This is a genomic window from Mycoplasma sp. P36-A1 (genome assembly GCF_049478495.1).
Taxonomy (GTDB): domain Bacteria; phylum Bacillota_I; class Bacilli_A; order JAJDGJ01; family JAJDGJ01; genus P36-A1.
In genome coordinates this window covers 963298-985324 of record NZ_CP168083.1, presented here as the reverse complement: position 1 = coordinate 985324, position 22027 = coordinate 963298, and the positions used below count along the sequence as shown (strand labels likewise).

The 22027-nt window shown below is 25.4% G+C and carries 27 protein-coding genes; 12 read left to right on the top strand and 15 right to left on the bottom strand.

Features of this window, described 5'->3' with window-relative positions; all coding sequences use genetic code 4:
* Window positions 1–93 precede the first annotated feature (93 nt).
* Both ACD762_RS04750 and nth read left to right on the top strand, forming a co-directional pair.
* A complete protein-coding gene (locus ACD762_RS04750; protein WP_423362802.1) occupies window positions 94–651 on the top strand; it encodes a DnaD domain-containing protein in 558 nt (185 codons plus the stop codon).
* Window positions 644–1297 (top strand): endonuclease III, encoded by a 654-nt coding sequence (gene nth / locus ACD762_RS04745; protein WP_423362801.1) that lies wholly within the window; start codon window positions 644–646, stop codon window positions 1295–1297. The genes ACD762_RS04750 and nth overlap by 8 nt, the downstream gene beginning before the upstream one ends.
* 36 nt (window positions 1298–1333) lie before the next feature.
* On the opposite strand, the gene ACD762_RS04740 is transcribed toward nth, so the two are convergent.
* A complete protein-coding gene (locus ACD762_RS04740) occupies window positions 1334–1582 on the bottom strand; it encodes a hypothetical protein (protein WP_423362800.1) in 249 nt (82 codons plus the stop codon).
* A gap of 171 nt (window positions 1583–1753) precedes the next feature.
* Between ACD762_RS04740 and ACD762_RS04735 the strand changes: the two genes are divergently transcribed.
* On the top strand, window positions 1754–2215 hold the full coding sequence (locus ACD762_RS04735; RefSeq protein WP_423362799.1) for a GyrI-like domain-containing protein: 462 nt from the start codon (window positions 1754–1756) through the stop codon (window positions 2213–2215).
* Window positions 2215–2598, top strand: coding sequence for a hypothetical protein (locus ACD762_RS04730; protein ID WP_423364699.1), 384 nt, complete (start codon window positions 2215–2217; stop codon window positions 2596–2598). Before ACD762_RS04735 ends, ACD762_RS04730 begins: the two co-directional genes overlap by 1 nt.
* Before the next feature lie 8 nt (window positions 2599–2606).
* Here ACD762_RS04730 and ACD762_RS04725 read toward each other — a convergent pair whose 3' ends face one another.
* From ACD762_RS04725 to ACD762_RS04715, 3 genes are read right to left on the bottom strand one after another with little or no spacing between them, the layout of a single operon-like run.
* Window positions 2607–3200, bottom strand: coding sequence for an SOS response-associated peptidase (locus ACD762_RS04725; protein ID WP_423364698.1), 594 nt, complete (start codon window positions 3198–3200; stop codon window positions 2607–2609).
* 59 nt (window positions 3201–3259) lie between these two features.
* A complete protein-coding gene (locus tag ACD762_RS04720) occupies window positions 3260–4015 on the bottom strand; it encodes a YjjW family glycine radical enzyme activase (RefSeq protein WP_423364697.1) in 756 nt (251 codons plus the stop codon).
* Window positions 4015–5526, bottom strand: coding sequence for a YjjI family glycine radical enzyme (locus ACD762_RS04715; protein ID WP_423364696.1), 1512 nt, complete (start codon window positions 5524–5526; stop codon window positions 4015–4017). Before ACD762_RS04715 ends, ACD762_RS04720 begins: the two co-directional genes overlap by 1 nt.
* Before the next feature lie 250 nt (window positions 5527–5776).
* Here ACD762_RS04715 and rpsU point away from each other — a divergent pair, with 250 nt between their 5' ends.
* The 7 genes from rpsU to ACD762_RS04680 all read left to right on the top strand — a co-directional run bounded on the left by rpsU (window position 5777) and on the right by ACD762_RS04680 (window position 10568).
* Window positions 5777–5950 (top strand): 30S ribosomal protein S21, encoded by a 174-nt coding sequence (rpsU, locus tag ACD762_RS04710; RefSeq protein WP_423364695.1) that lies wholly within the window; start codon window positions 5777–5779, stop codon window positions 5948–5950.
* A gap of 53 nt (window positions 5951–6003) precedes the next feature.
* The gene (locus ACD762_RS04705) at window positions 6004–6399 is read left to right on the top strand and encodes a hypothetical protein (RefSeq protein WP_423364694.1); all 396 of its coding nucleotides are present in this window, start codon (window positions 6004–6006) and stop codon (window positions 6397–6399) included.
* A gap of 1 nt (window position 6400) precedes the next feature.
* Window positions 6401–7288 (top strand): cation diffusion facilitator family transporter, encoded by an 888-nt coding sequence (locus tag ACD762_RS04700; protein WP_423364693.1) that lies wholly within the window; start codon window positions 6401–6403, stop codon window positions 7286–7288.
* A 170-nt stretch (window positions 7289–7458) separates the two neighbouring features.
* Window positions 7459–8421, top strand: a complete 963-nt coding sequence (locus ACD762_RS04695) for a helix-turn-helix transcriptional regulator (protein WP_423364692.1) — start codon at window positions 7459–7461, stop codon at window positions 8419–8421.
* A 51-nt stretch (window positions 8422–8472) separates the two neighbouring features.
* On the top strand, window positions 8473–9567 hold the full coding sequence (locus tag ACD762_RS04690) for a S1C family serine protease (RefSeq protein WP_423364691.1): 1095 nt from the start codon (window positions 8473–8475) through the stop codon (window positions 9565–9567).
* Window positions 9568–9705: 138 nt separating this feature from the next.
* Complete coding sequence (locus tag ACD762_RS04685; protein ID WP_423364690.1) at window positions 9706–9897, top strand: hypothetical protein; 192 nt, start codon at window positions 9706–9708, stop codon at window positions 9895–9897.
* Window positions 9898–9974: 77 nt separating this feature from the next.
* Window positions 9975–10568 (top strand): hypothetical protein, encoded by a 594-nt coding sequence (locus tag ACD762_RS04680; RefSeq protein WP_423364689.1) that lies wholly within the window; start codon window positions 9975–9977, stop codon window positions 10566–10568.
* A 199-nt stretch (window positions 10569–10767) separates the two neighbouring features.
* On the opposite strand, the gene ACD762_RS04675 is transcribed toward ACD762_RS04680, so the two are convergent.
* From ACD762_RS04675 to ACD762_RS04630, 10 genes are all read right to left on the bottom strand, one after another.
* Entirely contained in the window at window positions 10768–11682 is a 915-nt protein-coding gene (locus tag ACD762_RS04675; RefSeq protein ID WP_423364688.1) for a tyrosine recombinase, read from the bottom strand.
* Entirely contained in the window at window positions 11669–13324 is a 1656-nt protein-coding gene (locus ACD762_RS04670; protein WP_423364687.1) for a DNA repair protein RecN, read from the bottom strand. Before ACD762_RS04670 ends, ACD762_RS04675 begins: the two co-directional genes overlap by 14 nt.
* A complete protein-coding gene (gene dxs, locus ACD762_RS04665; protein WP_423364686.1) occupies window positions 13317–15191 on the bottom strand; it encodes a 1-deoxy-D-xylulose-5-phosphate synthase in 1875 nt (624 codons plus the stop codon). The genes ACD762_RS04670 and dxs overlap by 8 nt, the downstream gene beginning before the upstream one ends.
* A gap of 12 nt (window positions 15192–15203) precedes the next feature.
* Window positions 15204–16076 carry a polyprenyl synthetase family protein gene (locus tag ACD762_RS04660; RefSeq protein ID WP_423364685.1) on the bottom strand — a complete coding sequence of 291 codons (873 nt, stop codon included), beginning with the start codon at window positions 16074–16076 and terminating at the stop codon, window positions 15204–15206.
* Window positions 16069–16293: an exodeoxyribonuclease VII small subunit gene (gene xseB, locus ACD762_RS04655; RefSeq protein WP_423364684.1), complete on the bottom strand. Its 225-nt coding sequence runs from the start codon at window positions 16291–16293 to the stop codon at window positions 16069–16071. Before xseB ends, ACD762_RS04660 begins: the two co-directional genes overlap by 8 nt.
* Window positions 16283–17635, bottom strand: coding sequence for an exodeoxyribonuclease VII large subunit (gene xseA, locus ACD762_RS04650; RefSeq protein ID WP_423364683.1), 1353 nt, complete (start codon window positions 17633–17635; stop codon window positions 16283–16285). The genes xseB and xseA overlap by 11 nt, the downstream gene beginning before the upstream one ends.
* A gap of 1 nt (window position 17636) precedes the next feature.
* Entirely contained in the window at window positions 17637–18107 is a 471-nt protein-coding gene (nusB, locus tag ACD762_RS04645) for a transcription antitermination factor NusB (protein ID WP_423364682.1), read from the bottom strand.
* Window positions 18108–18307: 200 nt separating this feature from the next.
* Window positions 18308–18628, bottom strand: coding sequence for an Asp23/Gls24 family envelope stress response protein (locus tag ACD762_RS04640; RefSeq protein ID WP_423364681.1), 321 nt, complete (start codon window positions 18626–18628; stop codon window positions 18308–18310).
* A 4-nt stretch (window positions 18629–18632) separates the two neighbouring features.
* Window positions 18633–19190, bottom strand: a complete 558-nt coding sequence (gene efp / locus ACD762_RS04635) for an elongation factor P (RefSeq protein WP_423364680.1) — start codon at window positions 19188–19190, stop codon at window positions 18633–18635.
* Between the two features lie 6 nt (window positions 19191–19196).
* Window positions 19197–20258: a M24 family metallopeptidase gene (locus ACD762_RS04630; protein WP_423364679.1), complete on the bottom strand. Its 1062-nt coding sequence runs from the start codon at window positions 20256–20258 to the stop codon at window positions 19197–19199.
* A gap of 454 nt (window positions 20259–20712) precedes the next feature.
* Here ACD762_RS04630 and ACD762_RS04625 point away from each other — a divergent pair, with 454 nt between their 5' ends.
* Window positions 20713–21027 (top strand): hypothetical protein, encoded by a 315-nt coding sequence (locus ACD762_RS04625; RefSeq protein WP_423364678.1) that lies wholly within the window; start codon window positions 20713–20715, stop codon window positions 21025–21027.
* A gap of 5 nt (window positions 21028–21032) precedes the next feature.
* Here ACD762_RS04625 and ACD762_RS04620 read toward each other — a convergent pair whose 3' ends face one another.
* Window positions 21033–21941: a toprim domain-containing protein gene (locus tag ACD762_RS04620; protein ID WP_423364677.1), complete on the bottom strand. Its 909-nt coding sequence runs from the start codon at window positions 21939–21941 to the stop codon at window positions 21033–21035.
* Between the last annotated feature and the right edge of the window lie 86 nt (window positions 21942–22027).

Genomic DNA, 22027 nt, shown 5'->3' with positions numbered 1-22027 from the left:
TCTATAATGACTAGATAAATAAAAGCAACTTTATTTAGATATGGTAATTATTATTTACTTATATTATAATAAACTAAGAGAAGAGGGATAAATATGATTAACTATGACTATCTAGTAGAAAATAATATCATAAATAAATATACATTTTTATTACAAAATTATAAATTACTAAACTTAGATGAAAAGGCTGTAATATTAATAATGCACATTGAAGATTTAAATAATAGAAATATCAATATTTCTTCAAAAGTACTTGCAAAAGTAATGAGTCTAACAGAACTTGAAATTAATACTATACTAAATGAACTATTTTCAATAAGAAAAATATTAAGCATCACTAACTCAAATGATACAGTACATATCAATACAAATATAGTTTATGAAAAATTAATGTCTTTAATTATTAACAAACAATATAAAGAAGAATTAGAAAAAGAAAATAAATCTAAACAAAATATCATCAAAACTTTTGAGCAGGAATTAAGACATAAATTAAGTCCATTAGAAGTTGAAATCGTAAGAGAATGGTGCGAAAATTTCAGTGAGGAATTAGTAATTGATAGTTTAAAAACAGCAGTAGTTCAAGGTGTATTAAATTTAAACTATATAGAAAAAATCATTATAAATAAGGCGGAATTACTAAATGTCTAAACAAAATATTACTGGACAAGCAAAGTATGATTTAATCATGAATGTCTTTGAAGAAATGTATCCCCAAGCTCATTGTGAATTAAACTATCAAACCCAATTTGAACTATTAGTAGCAGTCTTACTTTCAGCACAAACCACAGATAAAAGCGTAAATATAATAACACCTAATCTTTTTTCAAAATACAAAACACTAGATGATTATATTAATGTTGATATAAAAGAATTAGAAAATGATTTAAGATTTATTGGATTATATAAAAATAAGGCCAAAAACCTAAAAAAACTAGCACAAGTATTAAAAGAAAAACATAACGGTATAGTACCCTGCAATCGTAGCTATTTAGAAGCATTACCAGGAGTTGGAAGAAAAACAACAAATGTAGTGTTATCAGAAGGTTTTAAAATTCCTGCAATTGCAGTAGACACACATGTAGAAAGAGTCTCAAAACGGTTGAAATTAGCTTATTTAAAAGATAATGTATATGAAGTTGAAGTAAAACTAATGCGTAAATTTCCAAAGGAAAAATGGCATAAACTCCATCATCAATTTATCTTCTTTGGACGATATCATTGTAAAGCTAAAAATCCTAGTTGTGACAACTGTAAACTAAAAATAATATGTCGTTATCCTAATATTCATTTTTAATCAAAAATAAAAGTTAAGCTGATTGCTTAACTTTTTTTATATCACTACTTGATATCCTAATTCAATTAATTCACTAATTTGTTCATCATCATTGAATGACATTATTGGTTTATTATATACATATAAAATAGAGTCGATATACTTTACTTCTTGTTTTTTTACAATTAATGTTTTGTCCTTTACATAAAAATATAAACCATCTTCTTTAAATTCAATTTCATAATCACATTTATGTAAATATATTGGTAATTCAAATTCCTCTTTAATTCTTATAATATTTTCCACTATTTAAACCTCCCCACAATAGTTTAATAAGTCTTGTATAAATTATAATTGTAAAAAATATAAAAGTACAATAATATTGTAATTAATTATAAATAGATACAGTGTTTCAATTGACTTTTTTAACTATAAATGAGAATAATAATATAATAAAAAAATGAAAGAGGGGATTATATGCCTAGAATTACACCATTTGAAATAATAGATACACCAGAAATGATTAGTGCAATTTTTTGTGATAAAGTAGAACATGAACAATTAATACATATTATTGATCATGCAGTTAATACAGTAGAAGACTATGTAGTAGAAAATAGATTACAACCTGTTGATACGCCATATTTAACAATTCCTAATGTTAATGATATTCACTTTGAAATAGAAGTAGGTATTCCAGTACAAAAAGTATTTAAAGAATCAAAAGATATAAAAGTAGGAACAATACCTTCAGGTAAAAAAATAGTTACTTATTACATCGGTGATAATGCACTAATGCAATCATTATATGATGAATTATTCAATGAAATAAAAGAAAAAGGTCATAAAATAGATGGGAATATTTATGAATATTATTTGAATGATTTAGACTTTGGTAAAAATAATTTACTAACTAAAATTGTAGTACCTATAAAATAATGGAAAAAATACAAGTAAAGGTAACTTTAGCCTTAATATCAATGATTCTAACTTGTATAATACTTGTGCTTATACATATGAACCCGGGTCAACAAGAAAATATAATAGTAACAGGTTCAAGAGTATATGTAAGTATTTCAATAGTAATATTAGTTTATGCAATTGGATTAATCCTATTTAAAAAAAATGAATCAATCGCCACTAGATATTTAAGTATAATTATATTAATACTAAGTGTTGGATTAATTTATTTATTATTTATTTCATATTCACCAATGTCAATAAGTTTAATAACAGATGTAATAATTATCTTTTCAATCATTATAAACATTAATTGGTTTTACTTTTCTATTAAAGAAAATAGAGTTGATATTGACACATAAAAAGGGCATTAAGCCCTTTTTACTTTTAATTTAACATCATCATTAGACAAATAATATTTAGTGCACTGAAGATCATTTAACCATGCATTAATATCATTTTTATTAATAATTGCAGGCATTCTATTATGATATTTTTCTACAATTATATTAGGACTTTTAGTTATAATAACAAAGTTATTACTTCCATCATGATTTTCTTGATAGATACCTAACAAATACAAAACATCATCATTTAAAGCTTCAAACATATATTTTTCTTTTTCATTTTTATTAATTACTTTCCATTCATAAAAGCCTGTACATGGAATTAAACATCGCTTATTTAAAATTGCTTTTTTAAATGTTTTCTTTTCAAAGATAGTTTCACTCTTAGCATTTATTAATAAATTACTATTAAAATGATTCTTAAGCCCCCAATTTGCTAAAACAACCTTATATTCTAAGACATTGTCAGCAATAATTATTGGTACAATATTACTAGGATAGATTTCATCGTAATGTTCAACATAAAGATTGTCATCTATTTTATCAATTATTTGCTTTATTTCTTTATTATTACTATCAATGTAATATCTTCCACACATTTTTACACCTACTTTCATTATTATAAAACATACTTTGATAATACTTTAATAATAAAAAAAGTGCCTATAAAAGGCACTTATAATTTTAAATAATTATTTAGTTTATCAAGTCTTGACTGTTTTAAATTTTGAGTAGATAGTTTATTAATTCTTTTTTTAACACTTGGATTTTTTTCAATAAAACTTTCGATATATTGAATAACTTTCTTACTTTCTGAATCTAAAAGATCAACTGTTCTAAGCTCATGTAACTTATTAAGTTTATTTAAATAATCAATAGTTTCTAAATTACTATAGTCAACTCCTGTTAATAGATAATTTTTATTTAATGATTTTATATCAATCATAAAACCATCTACTAATTTAATCAACTCTTCATTAGCACTTACATCAAAATAACCATTAGAATCAATCAATACATTAATATCATGAAGTTTAAGTATTTTTACTACTGATAGAATATCATCAGCTTGTAACATACATTCTCCACCTGAAAAAGTAACTCCATCAATAAAATCTTTGTACTTTATAATCATTGAAGCAACTTCTTTTGGTGTGTGATCTTTAGTTTTAGGAGTAGAACTAAATTCACACTCATAAATACATTTATCACAGTTAATACAAGTTTCTTCATTCCAAGACACTTTACCATTAATATTTGTTAAAGATTTAGTAGGGCAGACATTTATGCATTTTAAACAGTTGTTACACTTGTTAATAGTTTCAAAGTTGTGACAATACAGGCAATTTAAGTTACACTCCTGTAAGAATATAACCATTCTATTTCCAGGACCATCAACAATTGAAAAGGGTATTATATTATTAATTTGCATTAAAATTTGACTTTTCTTGCGAAAACATTAGCACATCTATTAGTACCTTCACCAAATGCTTCAGTATCTCTTAATACAGGTGTACCTTCTTCAAATTTTGATACTTCTGATTTTTTCACTAAATAACCGGTAACACGAATTAAATCAGTATTTTCTTGATAGACAGAAATATATCTCATACCATATTTGAAAGCAGCATCAATGATTGGCTTAAGAGCTTCTGGTTTACTAGAAAATGTTTGATCAAATGCAAATAAATCACCAACTCCACTTGGAAAATATTTATGGAATGGAGCTATTTGTTTAATGTGGTCATAAATCATTGGTTCTTGATTAACTTTTAATCTATGAGCTGGAGTATTATTATAATCCTCATCGCTTAATGAAGCTCCTACTTGAGCATGGAACCAATACTTATTTCCCATTGAATAAGGTGCATAATGACTTTTTATTCTACTTTCAATAAATGATAAAATTTTATGAGCTAGTTTATCTGCTTCCTCACTAAAACCAAACTGTTCTTGCATAGTTTTAGCTTTCACAAAATGATTAACACACTCAAATAATCCAACAATACCAAGCATACCAACAAATCGATCTTTTGAAATAAATCCTTCTGCTTCTAAAAAGCTTGTTTTAAAGAAATTAGATTTATTAACAATAAAGTCTATTTTTTTATCAATAATACTTAAATTAGCTGTTACTATTTTATCTAGTTCTTGTAAAAAATCATCTAGATTATCAAAGTCACTAGCAATAGTTCCTAATCTTAATCTTGTAAGAGTAAAAGCACCACCTTGTTCTGGTAAACAATTATAACAACTTACTATTGCATAACGATCATTTTCACTTGCATAGTATTTATCATTAGCAATACTAGGTTTAGATTTTAGTAAACCAGCTTTAATTGCTAAAGTATATGTTTCTTCATCACTAATACCTTTGTTATATAAAAATGACATATTTGGTGTTGGATTATCCAACTCTAAAACTGCATTTAAAATTAGTGTTGTTGCTTTATTACATACTGGACCTAAATCCGCATGACAAAATGAATCAGTAACAGTTTTATCAATATGATTTAAAAATCTTTTAATTTTCTTTTGATCTGCTGCATCATCACCAGTTAAGAAGGGGTTAATTAAACGATCTAAATAACCAATAAACACAGGGAATGATGTAACACTTGGTACATGTGAATACAATATTAATAGATAATCTAAAACTTCATCTAAATCAGTTGGAGCATCTAATTCTAAAAATTTAACTCCATTTTTAAGCAATACTTCATAATCAGGTACTATATATCTTGGTCTATATGGTAGATTACCTTCATTTAAATCACAAATATAATCATTTTCAATGTAACCATATTCTTCGTTTGTTAAACCTAACACATCTCTTGCATCGAAATAGCGCTCTGCAACATTAGCTATTGTATATAGTTTTTGCTGATATGTTAAACTATCTGATGTAAATACATCTAATAAATCCTTTTTATTTGAATTCATATTTTCACTTCCTTATGTTATAATTATATCATACAAATTAAGATATAAAACTTAAAATATATGTAAAAATAATGACATTTATTATAATTCTATTAAGTTTTGTCGATAATTTTTAATTTTGAACATCAATACATTTAAATATTGTAGTTTAACGCATTTTATGATATTTTTATTAAGTAATCTCTTGATTTATCTTAATAAATAACATATAATATCAATGTAAGTTTACGTAGAAGGGAGGCTAGTTTACATGGCAAAAGTAGAAGTAAGAGGAAATGAATCATTAGATGATGCTCTTCGTCGTTTTAAAAGACAAGTTTCTAAAACTGGTACTCTTCAAGAAGCTCGTAAAAGAGAATACTACGTTAAACCCGGAGTAAGAAAAAAATTAAAATCTGAAGAAGCTCGTAAGAAGAAGTTCTAGAATAATTCATGAAAAGCACGGTCGTGCTTTTTTTTATTAAAAAAGGAGAATTTATGAAAAAATTAAAAGGCTTAAATTATGATTTAACAGAAGTATTGTTATTTAGTGATGTTAATTATTTTATAGATGAAACAACTGATGTTGAAATGATTTCTAAAAATCCTTCATCAAAACAAAGAAATATATTAATAGATGATTATGTTAGTGGAAAGAAAAGACTTATTTATCCATGTTATGATAATATAGTTATTACTCAAAAATATATAGATTTAGTTTTTCCTAAAATAAAGTACTTTTTTTCAAAAGATAATTTTAATCTAAGTATTATTGTAAATAAAGATTATGAAATTGAAAAAAATAGTTACTTAATTGAGTTAATGAAAGATGATTCATTTACTGTAGAATTTTTTGAAAATGATTTATTGTTAATCATTAATCTTTGGAGGTAATATGCAAAGTTCTAATTATAAAAAAATCAAAAAAGTTTTAATTGTCATAATGTTATTAAACTTTCTAGTTTCTGGATTAAAGATTATTATTGGTTATACAACAAACTCAAATGCAATAGCAACAGATGGGTTACATTCATTAACTGATGGTTTAAATAATATTGTTGGTGTAGTTGCTCTTAGTTTTGCTTATAAACCTGCAGATAAAGAGCATCCATACGGTCATAAGAAAATTGAGAATATCATATCACTATTTATTGGTTTTGTACTGTTATTAATGAGTTATAACATTATCAAGGAGAATATTGTTAACTTTGATAGAGTTGAAGCTATTAATTTAAGTACTATTAGTATTTTAGTCATGATTACAACTTTAATAATTAATTTATTTGTAACATCATATGAAAGAAAAATGGGAAATGAATTAAATAGTAGTTTCTTGATTAGTGATGCTGCACATACTATGTCGGATGTATATGTTTCAATATCTGTTATAATATCTATTATTGGAATTAAATATTTTAATTTACCACCATACTTTGATAAGATAATGGCAATGGTTGTTGCAATATTTATTTTAAAAGCAGGAATAGAAATAATAAGTGAAGCTACTAAAGTTTTAGTAGATCAAAAAGTTATTAATGAAGAACAAGTAAAAAAGATTGTTTATTCATTTAAAGAAGTAAAAGATACTCATATGATTAAAAGTCGTGGAATAGAAGATGATATGCATTTAGATTTACATATTGAAGTAGATCCAAACATGAGTGTTTCTAGAGCACATGCTTTAAGTCATGATATTGAAAATAGTATTCAAAAAACAATAAATCCAAATACCAATGTAATAATTCATGTAGAACCACATGATGAAAGTGCAATAGATAATTAATACCAAAACGCTATCATAAAACAGATTAGCGTTTTTTTAATAACTAAATAATAACTCATTAACAAAAGTCAATAAAAATACTGTTTTACAAGAAAATAATTAGCAATTTTGTAATCCTTAACACTATCTATGTTATAATTAAGATATCAAGTAATAGGGGGATTTTATAAATGTCAAACAGAACAGCTAAAACAATTAAAATGCTTGAAGTATTAAAAGATGGAAGAAAGTATAAAAAAGATGAATTAGCATCTATAATTGATACAAATCCAAGAAATATTATCGAATATCGAAGAGATTTGTACGATGCTGGATATAATATTGAGTATCAAAATGGTAAAAATGGTGGATACTATTTAGATGATAATGCTGTATTACCAACGTTAAATTTATCTAGTAATGAAAAAACAGCTTTATTAAGATCATACGATTTTTTAAAAAACAGTGGCTTTTTCCATTTAAAAGATTTCAATGATGCACTTATTAAAATAAAAGCTAATTTTGATAACTCAGATGTATTACATGAATCTTATATTCATAATGCTAAACCAAAAGATATTGATTTAATAGATCAATATTATAAATTATTATCTCTTGCAATTTCTGAAAGAAAAAAAGTTGAAATGGTATATAATTCTATTCAAAGTAAAACTAAGAAAAAAATTATTGTTCATCCATATGAATTGATTAGATATCAAAATTTCTGGTATCTTATTGCAAGAGATGAAAGTAGTAATAAAAAATTTAAAATATACAAATTATCAGCACGTATGTCTCATGTAAAAAAATTAGATGATCAACCATTTTACTATGATGAAGATTTCAATCCTGCTGATTATATTGGAAAGACTTCAATTATTAAATTAGAAAGTTTTGATATTGTTATTGAAGCTTACGGTCCAACTGCAGTTTCACTAAGTGAAAAAATGATAGGGCTAAATCCTGTCTATGAATGGTCATCTCATGATACACTTATACTGAAAACAACTATAGAAGGTCGTTACAACGCCATTGGCTTAATTTTATCTTTAGGTGCAAATGCAAAGTTATTAAAGCCTGAAGGGCTTGTAAACGAAATTTCAGACATTGTTTCAAAGATGCATGAGTTCTACACTGGCATATCACACGAATAACACAAGGTATGTATATAATTATTCATGTAAATTGAGATAGGAGAGTGAAAGATGAACAACAAACAAACTAAACCACTTTATATTATCGTTATTGTTTTAGTTATATTATTTTTTATTAATACTATCATGATAGTTCAAATGTATAATGGTTCTACAGGATCATCGACTTCAACAACATCAAAATCAGAATCAATTACAATTTCTGATGATACAACTGAATTAGTAAAAAAGGTTGAAGATAGTGTTGTTACTGTAGCTTTGTATCAAAAAAACCGTTTAATTGGAAATGGTAGTGGATCAATTATTAGCTCAAGTAATGGTGATACTAGAATTCTTACTAATCATCATGTTGTTGATAATGGAGATGGTGTAGAAATAAAAGTCTTGTTTTCTAATGGGAAAGAAGAAACTGCTACTGTAGTTGGTAGTGATTCTATTTCTGATTTAGCATTATTAAAAGTTAAAACTGACTTCAAAGTACAAACACTTCCAATTGGAGATTCTGGAGCATTACAAGCTGGTGAGACTGTAATTGCAATTGGATCACCTTTAGATATTACATTTAAAGGAACAGTAACTAAAGGTATTATTTCTGGATTAGATCGTCAAATTGAAACTGATTCTAACAATGATGGTGATCCAGATTATGTTATGCAAGTAATTCAAACTGATACTACTATAAATCCTGGTAACAGTGGTGGACCATTAATAAATATGGCAGGGCAATTAGTAGGAGTTAATACATCTAAAATTTCAATGGAAGGCTATGAAGGAATGGGATTTGCAATTCCTGCAAATGAAGCTACATCAATCATTGAACAATTAGAGAAAAATGGTAAAGTAGATCGTCCAACTTTAGGAATATCTTATTATTCAATTGCTAACATACCTGAATATGCATATTCTGAATATGGAATTACAGACAAAATGCCAGATGGAGCTATAATAGTTGCAGAGGTTACTAAAAACTCAGCAGCTGCTAAAGCTGGATTGAAAGAAAATGATATTATTGTAAAAGTAAATGACAAAGAGATTACTTCAACTTCAATATTTACATCTGCATTATATGCAACTAAAACAAAAGAGAAATTGAATTTAGTGGTTTCAAGAAATGGAAAAGAAGTAAATATAACAGTAACTTTATAAAAAATAAAAATACTTTTAGCAAAAAGCTAGAAGTATTTTTTTAGTTAACACTATTTATGTAATATTAATTTTTATTCTTCTCATATGACAGTATAATTGATTGGTGTAATGTTATTATATATTCAAGGAGCTGATAATATGTTTTTAGAAAAATATGATAAACAAATAGAAATAATGTTTTCAATATGTGTTGGGTTATTTATTGTAATGGAAGGATCATCATTTGTATATAATTATATATTAGATAAAAGTTTTACATCAGAGATAGCATTTGCTATAATATATGTAATTATTACTACGAAAGTATATAAATTTCAAAAGGATATTTAGCATTATTTACACGTTATTCTTTTATATATAACTTCGTATAATATATATTATGTTAACTAAATTGAAGGGGTACTTATATGAATAAAAAAACTAAAGGAATTGTAATTGTAATAATAGCACTATTTATAGCTGCATTTGGAATTTATAAAAGTGATATTTTATTATCTGATGATCAAAAAGCTGAAAAATTAAAAGAATCTCAATTAGCAGGTATTGAAAAAACTAAGTTTAAAACTTTAAATGTTAAAACTATGGATGAATTAGATGCTAAAATTAAAAGTGGTGATAAAGTTATTGCTTATTTTGCCTGGTCTGTAAACTGTGGAGATGCACGTTTATTTGAACTTAATTCGTTTGATAACTATTTAGACAATGAATCTATAAATGATATGATATATGTTATTGACTTAGATAAAGAGTTACCAGATGGCTTAGTAAACCATGATTTAAGAAAGCCTGTTGCTAAAAGATTTTTAATAGATACTTGGACTAAAGATGAAACTGTTAATCCTATGGAATTAAAATCACCGCAATTAGTTTATTATAAAGATGGTAAAATTGCTGATTTAGTTTCATGGACTGTTATTAATTCAGATAGTGTTACTGGTATGCAGGAATCATATACTAAAGCATTTTTTGATTTTGTAAAAAAAGATGCTGGTATTAAATAATTATAACTATAAAAAAAAGGGCAATCGCCCTTTTTTATTTTTGTTTATCTATTAATTAAATTAGATTATTAATAAAATATTTATAGTTGAATTTATTGTTTTTAACTATGTAATATTTTATTGTTATTGATACTATATTTGATTAAAACAATAAATAAAGTATAACTTAGATTCCCCTTTTATAATTAATATAATAATTTTATTTCATTTCTAAGGGATGATACTTTTTATAATCATTATGTTTTTGTTCATTATCTACATGTGTATATATTTGAGTAGTAACTATATTACTATGACCTAATAAAGTTTGAACACTTCTAAGATCTATGCCATTTCCAAGTAAATGTGTTGCAAAAGAGTGTCTTAAGGTATGTGGAGATATACTTTTATGAATATTAGCTTTAAGTGCATGCTTTTTAACTATCTTAAAAAAGCCTTCTCTACTTATAGCCTTACCCTTTTGATTTACAAATACAAATAAGCTTTCATTCATTTTTAAAATATCATTTCTTGTTGTATTTATATACTCATTTAGAATATTAAGCATTTCACTATTTAAAGGTATTATTCTTTCTTTGCTACCTTTTCCATGAATTTTAAGATAGCCATCACTTAAATATAGTTGTTCAATTTTTAAATTTACTAGTTCACTAACTCTAGTTCCAGTATAGTACATTAATAGTACCATAACAAAATTTCTTTTACTTAGCAGAGTATCTGCATCAAAAGAAGCAATAAATCTAGTTGTTTCTTCTTTTGTTAAAAAGGTAGGTAATTTTTTCTCTTGTTTTGGCATTAAAAGACTTGCAGCTGGATTGGTTGCTGAATAATTTTTAATGTATAAAAACTTAAACAATGATTTTAAGTTACTAACTTTTCTAGCAATGGTCGATTTAGAATAATTCTTTTCATATAAAGTTGCTATAAATTCATTTAAAATGTTTGTATCAATCTCTATTATGAATTCTAAGTTTTTACTTTCAATAAATAGAGTGAATAATTTTAAATCTCTATTATAGCCTAAAAGGGTATTTTCACTAGCTTTTTTCTCAACTTTTAAGTATTGTAGATATAGTTTAATGCATTGATTTATTTTTAAATTATTTGTTTGCATGATCTAATAGTTCTTTGGCATTTTCAAGTGCTGCATCTGAAACTTTAGTTCCTGAAAGCATTGATGCAAGTTGTTCAACAGTCTCATTATTATCTAAATATTTGTAATTGCTAGATGTGAATTGCTTTACACTGCTTTTTGAGATAAAAAGGTGATGATTTGCATAAGCAGCTACCTGAGGTAAATGTGTTATTACTATTGCATTATTTTTCTTTGCTATCTCTTTCATCTTTCTGCCCATAGCATCAGCAACTTCACCAGAGACCCCAGTATCTATCTCATCAAAGATATATACTTTATCATAATTAGATGCCTCTATTACCTTTAAAGCAAGCATTAATCTAGAAATTTCTCCACCAGATGCTACTTGATTCATTGGCTTTAAGCTACTACCTTTATTAGCCGAAAACATAAAATTAACTGTAGACTTTCCATTATTTGTAAAGTTTTGAATTGGCATTAAGTCTATTTTAAATTTTGCATCTTTTAAATATAAATCTTTTAATTCATTTGCTATTGCATCTTCAATTTCTTTTATATATACTTTTCTTATTTCATCTATTTTTAAAGCATACTGTTCTAATATTTTCTTTATTTTTTCAATTTGTACAGTATTTTTCTCAATTATACTATCACTGTTATTTATTAAATCAATCTTTGTTTCTAGTTCTTCTTGTTTATGTAAGGCATCTTCTAATGAATAGCCATATTTTTTGATCATTTTATTATAGTTATATAAAGTTTCTTTAATTATTTCATATTCACTTTCATCATAATTTAAATTTTGGTACTCACTTTTGAAATTACTTTCTAGTTCTTGCATATTATAATATATTGAATCTAGTTCTTCAGAATATGCTTGAATAGTTTCTGAATATTCGCTCATATTTTTAATTGCATTAGAAGCATCATATAAATTATCAACTATTTTGTGTTTATTTAAAATTTCAAGTACTTCAGTAAATCCATCACTTACTTTTTCAAAGTTTTTATAGTATTCTTCATTTTCAGTTAACTCTTGTAATCTTTCTTCAGTAAGAATATTGTCTTGAATATCTTTAAGTTGTTCTGTAAAAAAGGGCAAAAGATCTGGATCTAAAAAGTTTGTTTCTAGAGCTTTTTGTTTTTTTATCAAATTATTATATTCATTAAAATTTTCACGATATTCATCTACAATCTTTTTTTCAGATTGATTAAACATGCTATCAATAAAAGCTTGTTGATTAGCTTGATTATTAAATTCATAAGTTGCTTGTTGTGAGTGAATTTCTATAAGTAGCTTTCCTAAATTTTTAATTATCTCATTAGTTACTAGTCTATTGTTTAATTTTATTTGTGACTTACCATCTTTTTTTATTTTTTTAGTAATGATAAGATAGTCATCTTCTATTTCAATATCTTGTTGCTTTAAGAAATCATCAATATGTTGGTTTATATCAAAAACGCCTTCTATTAATGAATAATCAGCTTGATCACTTACCATAGTTTTATTTGCACGCATTCCAATAAGTTGTGATATCGCATCAACAACAATAGACTTACCTGCACCGGTTTGTCCAGTTATAACAGTTAAGCCTTTTTCAAAATCTATATTCATTCTACTTATAATTGCAAAGTTATTTATCGTTAATTGATTAAGCATTGCTACAATCCTCCATATTACCAATAAAGTTTTTAATTACACTTGAATAGTCTAAGTTTTCACCTTTCATTAATTGTGGGATACTACCTGCTTCAACATACTTATCACTTATAGATAGTATTTCAATGTCTTTAACATCTAGGCTAATTTCATTGGCAAACTCTAATAAGCTAGAAGCAAATCCGCCACCTTTTATATCAGGTTCAAAAACCAATACTTTCTTTTTTTCTAAAATTATTTTAACAAAAAGTTCTTTATCAATTGGTTTTATATATTTAGCATGAACTAGTCCACACTTATAATTTTCTTTTTCAATAATTTTTAAGAATTCACTACTATGATTTCCATATGTTATTATACAATTTTCATCACTTTCAACTAATGTTTCCCAACAACCTATTCTAGTGTTTACTATTCGATTTTTATTTATAACAGTATTACCACGAGGGTATCGAATAACAAATGGATGGTTAGTATTAAAAGCTTCTTTAACTAAAGCAGTCGCTTCTACATTATCTCGAGGTGCAGTTACTATGAAATTTGGTAAATTACGATATAGTGAAATATCAAAAATTCCATGGTGTGTTTCTCCATCTTCACCAACTAAACCTGCACGATCAATACCTATTAAACAAGGTAGATCCATTCTAGCTAAATCGTGATTAAATTGATCATAACTTCTTTGAGAAAAAGTAGAATATATTGATAAAAATGGATGTTTACCAGATAGTCCTAAACCTGCAGCCATCATTGTAGCATGTTGTTCTGCAATTCCTACATCAAAGGCTCTATCTGGATAATTTTTAAAAATACTCTCTAATTTTGAACCACCAATCATAGCTGGGGTTATTGTAACTATATCTTTGTTAGTCTCCATACATTGTTCTACAGCATTAGCAATTACTTTTGACCAAGGAATTAGTTTTTCCTGATTGTTATTATGACTAATGGTTTCACCAGTTTTAGGATCAAATTGACTTACTCCATGCCATTTTCCACTTTCATCATTTTCTGCAGGTTTATATCCTTTTCCTTTTTTAGTCATAACATGCACTACAATAGGACCAGTACTATTTTTAGCTTTATTTAATCCTCTAAGTAAATCATGAAAGTCATGACCATCTAATGGTCCAATATAATCTAAACCCATGTCCATAAACATATTGCTTATTACTTTGCTCTTAATTTTTGCTTTTATTAAACTTGAAGTCTTATATGTTATTTTTCCTACAGTAGAACGATGCATTATTTCTTTATAGTTGTGTTTAGCTTTTAAATAAGGCATTGAAATTCTAACTTTATCTAAAAAAGTATTAATACCTCCAACATTTTTTGAAATAGACATATCATTATCATTGAATATAACAACAACTTTTTTTTGTATATGACCTAAATGGTTTAAAGCTTCTATTGCCATACCCCCCATTAAGGCACCATCACCAATTACGGGAACTACATTGTAATCATCATTGTCTAAATCACGTGCAATTGCCATTCCAACAGCAGCTGAAATAGTTGTTGAGCTATGCCCTGCTTCTAGATAATCATATGGACTCTCATTTCTTTTTTGAAACCCTGATAATCCTTTATATTGTCTTAATGTTGGAAATAAGGCTGCTCTTCCAGTTAATATTTTATGTATATAACTTTGATGTCCAACATCAAAAAATATTCTATCATCTGGATTATTAAAAACTTTATGTAATGCTATACTTAATTCAACAACTCCTAAATTACTTGATAAATGGCCACCAGTTTGTGAAATGCTTTCTATAAGAAAAATTCTCATTTCTTTAGCTAAATTTTTAAGTTCTTTATCATTTAGATTTTCTAAAAATTTAGGATTTTCTATTTCTACTATGTCCATTTTCACTCACTCCTATTTTTTTCGATTTGCAATACTTATTATATATAGATGAAATGGTGTTCCATATATACCTAAATCATCAATAATATTTTCAATTTCATCAAAATATCTTTGTATTAATAAATTTGAATGGTCAATTCCAATCTTACTTGTTAATGTCTGTTTATTATTTATTTCATCAGACTTATTACTTTTACCAATTTGCTTGCTTGTTTGTGTATATTCTAATACATCATCTTGTATTTGAAAAGCTTGTCCAAGTAAAGTACCTAACTTTATAAATGGTGATATATCTTCATCGCAAATCACTGCAGCCATTGCAAGAGGAGCTTCCATCATTAAACAAGTTTTATAGTAATATGTTTTTTCTATTTCTTGAAAACTTATATTGTTTTTATTATCATTTTCAAGATCTAATATTTGACCATATATCATACCATTTGAGCCTGCAGCTAAACTTAAAATTCTCATTAAAGTATTCTTTTTATCTGGATTTATATTAGCAATTGATAAAAGATAAAAGGCATCTGTTAGTAAAGCATCACCACATAATATTGCAGTAGCTTCATCAAATTGTTTATGCACAGTTGGTTTGCCTCTTCTTAAATCATCATTATCCATTGCAGGTAAATCATCATGAACTAAAGAATATGTATGAATCATTTCAATTGCACTTAATACTTGAGAATAATTATGAAAATCTTTGTTATATGTTTCTAATAGTAGTGCAAAAAGCATTGGTCTAATTCTTTTACCACCTGCATTTACAGCATACAAACATGCCTTATTTACTTTAGAGTTTTTATTAAGGTATTGGTTCATGTCTTGTTTTATTAGTTCATTAATTACTTCAACATGTTGAGAGAATTCTAAATCTTTACTCATTTTCTAATTCTCCTTTCAGTTTATTGATTTGACTTTCTTCTAGAATTTTAATAGTTTGTTTTTCAACATCATTTAACTTTGTATAACATTTTGAGGTTAAGTCAATGCCTTCTTGATATAGTTTTATTGATTCATCTAAATCAATGTTATTATCTTCTAATTTTTTTATTATCTCTTCTATTCTTTTTAAAGATTGTTCAAAATTATTACTTTCCATGTTCATTCACCTCTATTACTTTAGCTTTTATTGTTTGTTTATTATTTTTAATTTCTATTAAATCATCATTATTCAATAATTGGTAATTACTTATTAGTTTATTATCCTTATAAACAATACTATAACCCTTATCTAGTATGTGCTTTGGATTTAATAAATTTAGTTTTATACTGTTTTCATTTAGTTGAGTTCTTTTATCTGTTAAATATTTTGTTTGTATACTTATTAACTTATCATTATATGAATTTAATATACTTATATTTTTTTCTATTTTTATATTGATATTATTTTTTTCTAATGCAAGATTTATTTTATCTAACTTCATTTTGTATTTTATTATATTATTGTTAGTGGTAGTATTTAGTTTTTCAAAATATTGGTCTAACATCATTACTTTGTTCAGATAGATATTTTCTGGATTTTTAAATACTGTAGAATTAATAATATTATTTATTTTATTTTTATTAACCATTATTATATTGTTCATTCTATTAGTGATACTATTATAATCTCTTTTTAAGATTTTATTTAGCTCATTTTTGTCTATTGATACTTTAATTGCTGCAGCAGTTGGGGTAGCTGCACGAAAGTCGCTGACAAAATCAGCGATAGTAAAATCAGTTTCATGACCAATTCCAGTTACTATTGGTACATTAGACTCATATATTTTTTTTGCTAAGGCTACATCATTAAATGCATTTAAGTCTTCAATACTTCCTCCACCACGAGCAAGTATTATTACATCAAATGGTATTTTAAATGGATAATCATTAATTAATTGTATAAGTGATATTATATTATTTGCAGCATTGCTTCCTTGTACTAAACTAGGAAATACTACTATTTTACTTAGTTTGTATCTATTGTTTAAAGTTGTTAAAACATCCTTTAATGCAGCTGAGTTATTACCTGAAATAACTGCTATCATATTAGGTAAAAAGGGAATTTCTTTTTTATGAGTATTATCAAAATAGCCTTGTTGTTCTAATAATTTTTTATTTTTTTCAAACTCAATGAATAATTGTCCATAACCATCCTGTTCGATATTGGTTGCAACTATTTGAAATATTGAATTATTTAAATATACCTTTATAGAGCCTGATATAATTACTTTATCTCCGTTATTGGGTTTGAAATTAACTTTTTTTAAGTATGAAGAAAACATTATTCCACTTATTTTTGAAACTTCATCTTTTAAGTCAAAATACATATGACCACTTGGATAAATTTTAACATTGCTCAACTCACCATTTAATGCTACTTTTTTTAAGAGTGAATCATTTTCATTTTTATTTTTTAGATATTGAACAACTTCTGATACACTAACTTTATCAAAATGCATACTAATTCAATTTATCTAAAACACCGTTGATGAATTTGTATGAATCATCTTCTGCATAAGCTTTGGCTAAGTTGACTGCTTCATTTATTACTATTCCCTTTGGAGCAAGTTTTCCTTTTATTTGAATATAAGAAATTAATAAGATTGCTTGTTCTATTTTTCCAAGACGATCAAATTTCCACTTACTATCAAGATAGTTATCTAAATCTTTTTTTATTAAATCTGCTTGTTTCATTCCTGCAACAATAGAAAGAAATAATTCATCATCAAACAAACTTATTTCATTTGTTTTTTTAAATTTTTCTACTATTATAACTTCTATATCTTCTGAATTTTCTTTATTGAATAAATCTAATGAAAATTCTAGTTTATTTGCACTTGTGTATTCTTCTTCTATCAAATATTGATAAATATATATTAATGAAGCCTCTCTAGCTTCTTTTCTACTTAGGTTTGAATTATTATTAATCATTTATTATGACCTCCATATCTTATTTATTATAACATATATCTTTATTATAGACTTTTAAATCCTGTGTTTTTGTTAATTTTTTTACTACATTTAAAGATATTTTTTTAAATATAAGACTAGATACTAAAAATCAATAAGTATTTCTACTTACTGATTTTTTATTTATTTAGTTTAACATTTAAATTGAAGAAGTTATTGTATTATTTAATAACTTTTACAATATTAATATTTATTTCTTTTACTGCATATCCAGTCATGTTTTCTATAACTGTTTTTATTTCTGTTTGTAATTTTGCAGCAGTGTTACTGATATTATTACTATAATTAGCATTTAAATCTAAAGTAACTTTAATTGCTTTTTCATTATTATCAACATCTATTTTCAAAGCTTTTTTATCTTGTTTTTGTTTTAGATAATTTTTATCAATAAATAGCATTTTATTATCTATAATTATTTGACCAATCATTTTTGAAAAGACTGTATCAGATATTGTAATATTATTTTTTTTATCGTTATTCATTTTATTATGCTCTTGAAATATACTTTCCATCAGTTGTATTAACAATTACTTTTTCACCAGCATCAATGAATAATGGTACTTTAATGTTAAAACCTGTTTCTAAAGTTGCATTTTTAGTTGCTGAAGAAGCAGTATCTCCTTTAATTCCTGGTTCAGCTTCTATTATTTCTAATACAACTGAATTTGGTAAAGAAACTCCTAAAATTTCACCTTCATATCTTGTTATTTCTACAATATCGTTTTCTTTTAAGAAATTCATTTCCCATTCAATACTTTCTTTTGGAACAGATATTTGATCAAATGTATTATTATCCATGAATACTAAAGCTTCTCCTTCATCATATAAATATTGCATTTTGTCTTTATCAATATGTGCTTTTTCCACTTTGATCCCTGCATTAAATGTATGGTCAATTGTAGCACCAGTTCTTAAGTTTTTAAGTTTAGTTCTAACAAATGCACTCCCTTTACCTGGTTTTACATGTTGAAAATCTAATACTTGGAATATACTACCATCTAATTTAATAGTTACTCCTGTTTTAAAATCATTTACATTAATCATAATATATTAATTCCTCTCTATTGTTATTAGTTCTTTTGTAGATTTGTTTAATATCTCATATCCATTTTCAGTTATTAAGACATCATCTTCAATTCTTACTCCACCTAGTCCATCAATATAAATTCCTGGCTCTATTGTAATAATCATTCCTGGTTTTAAAATATCTTTACTTGATGGATTTACATTTGGTGTTTCATGTATTTTCATTCCTATAGAATGACCTAGTCCATGTGAAAAGTTTTTTCCATACCCTTTGCTAGTAATGTAGTCTCTAGCTACTTTATCTATCTCGCATGCCATTACACCTGGTTTAATAGCTTCTATTGCCTTTAATTGTGCATCAAGAACTATTTGATATACTTCTACTAATTTTGCATCTGGATACTTTGACATACAAATAGTACGAGTCATATCAGAAACATATCCATTATAGTATACACCAAAATCAAGAGTTACAAAATCATTTTTCTGAATTAACTTATCTGATGCAACTCCATGAGGCATGCTAGACCTTTTACCACTAGCTATTATAGTATCAAATGAAAAAGCTGATGCTCCTTTATTTATCACAAACAATAATAGTTTTTGATTTAATTCTTTTTCACTTATTCCAACTTTTATTTCTTCTAAAAAATATGAAAATGCTTCATCTGTAATTTGACATGCTTTTTTGATATTTTCAATCTCAATAGGTTTTTTAATCTCTCTGATCTTATCTATGTTTAATCCTAATAGTTTATAGTCATTAAGTTTATTTTCCAATATTTTATATTTTGCTACAGATGTATACATTTGTTCAAAGCCTATACTATTTAAATTATTATTTGAAAGTATATCTATTAATAAAGAATAATAGTTACCTTGATTATATTCAATTACATTTGCATTAGTTGCTTGTTTTTTAGCCTGCAAAGTATATCTACTATCAACCATCAGCCACATATTACTTGCTGAAATAATTAGTGTTGCTTCTGTTCCAGAAAAATCTGAAATATATTTAATGTTTTCTTGACTGCTAACAAGAATAGCATCTATTTTAAATAAACTAAGATAGTCTTGTATTTTCATTAAATGCACCCTCCTTTTATTCATATATAATATTATAACATTCATACCTTTAAAAATCTTTATTTATCTTTAATTACTTTAGATATGGATTTTAGTTATAAAATTAGGATATTTATTGTAAAGCTTTTCTTTAATTAGATATTTTAAGCAAAAATTTAATATCTGATATGTTGGTATATGTTTTTAGTATTAAAAGAATGCCTTTTATTTTACATTCATTATATAGTATGACAAAATGTATTTAACATTAGAGATTATCTAATGTTTAGCCTGAATTTAAGGCTAGTTTTTTCCCTTTTAGAAGGTGTCTCCCCCAAATAAACACTTTTTAGAAATGTCTGATTGATTATTATGAAAAAGTCCTGTAATAGGACTTTTTCTACTTTTAAAATATCTTATTGCATAAGTTTAATAATTAGGTTATATTATATTAAATAAATAAAGGAGGTCTTTTATGAAGAAAATAACACGTAAACAATTTATGTTAGAAAATGAATTTGATGTTGATGAATTTGAATTGAATATTGAAAAAACAGTAAAATCATCTCTTAATAGTGATGATAATTTATATAACATATTTTTAAATATTGTTGAAATAGGACAAGATCAAAGTAATGAAGTGTTTTTTAAGGCTATTTCAAATATTGTACTTGAAAACATTGATTTTTCTAATGTGGATGTGAATAATAATGCAGAAGTAGAAGTTATTGCACATAACAACATGAATTATGATGATATTGATACTTTAAATTGGATTGATGTTGATTAAAAAAACTAGCATTTGCTAGTTTTTATTATTTCTAATGCTTTTTCACTGTTCATTATACTTTTAACTAAGCCTTGTAAATCTTTAATAAATATTTCATTTATGTCTTTATAAGGGTCTATATTAATGAATGAGAAATTTATTTTATGTTTTAGACAAATATTTTTTATGATTTTAGTAGCGTTTAGACCACTAGGATCATTATCAAGAGCAATTACTAATTCATATTGGTGAACACTGCTTATTTTTACAATGAATTGCTCTAAGTAATTTATTGTTGAAAGACCATTTAAACAGATATAATTCTTATCTAAACTTGCAAATGACAAAGCATCAAAGATACCTTCAGTAATGTAAATGATATTGTTTGCATTTATATTTAAATTATATGTCAATGAAGCTAAGTGATTCTTTTTGTAGTAGTATTTATTATCGGATGTATTTTTTATAAGTAATGATTTATTAGGATAATATGTAGGTATTAATATTTCTTTACTTATTTTATTGTAACCAATATTGTTTTCTTTAGCTATTTGAAATGCGATGCCTCTTTTTTTAAGATATTTACACTTTTCTACATTTAAAACATATTTTTTATGTTGTATTAAATCATAATTAATCTTTTTAGATACTACTTTGACTTTTTTAACTTCATTTTTGGCTTCATATATTATAAATAGATCAATAATTCTAAGTGCACTATAATAATCACATTTGTTTGTGATCATAACATAGCTTATAAAATCATAATATTGCCTACAACCAAAGCAATAGACAATATTTGAATTACTATAAAAAAACATTGATGGGTTTCGATCTTTGTGTTTTGAATTAATACATATAAAATGTTTTTTTATATTTATTCCTGATTTTATTAAATAACTTTTAAAATAAGCTTTTCTAAAAGTATTATCCATCTTTATCACCTCATTTATAATATGCATTTTCAAAAAATTATCCTAATTATAAATGAAATCTTTTATTGTATGGAAAATAATGATAA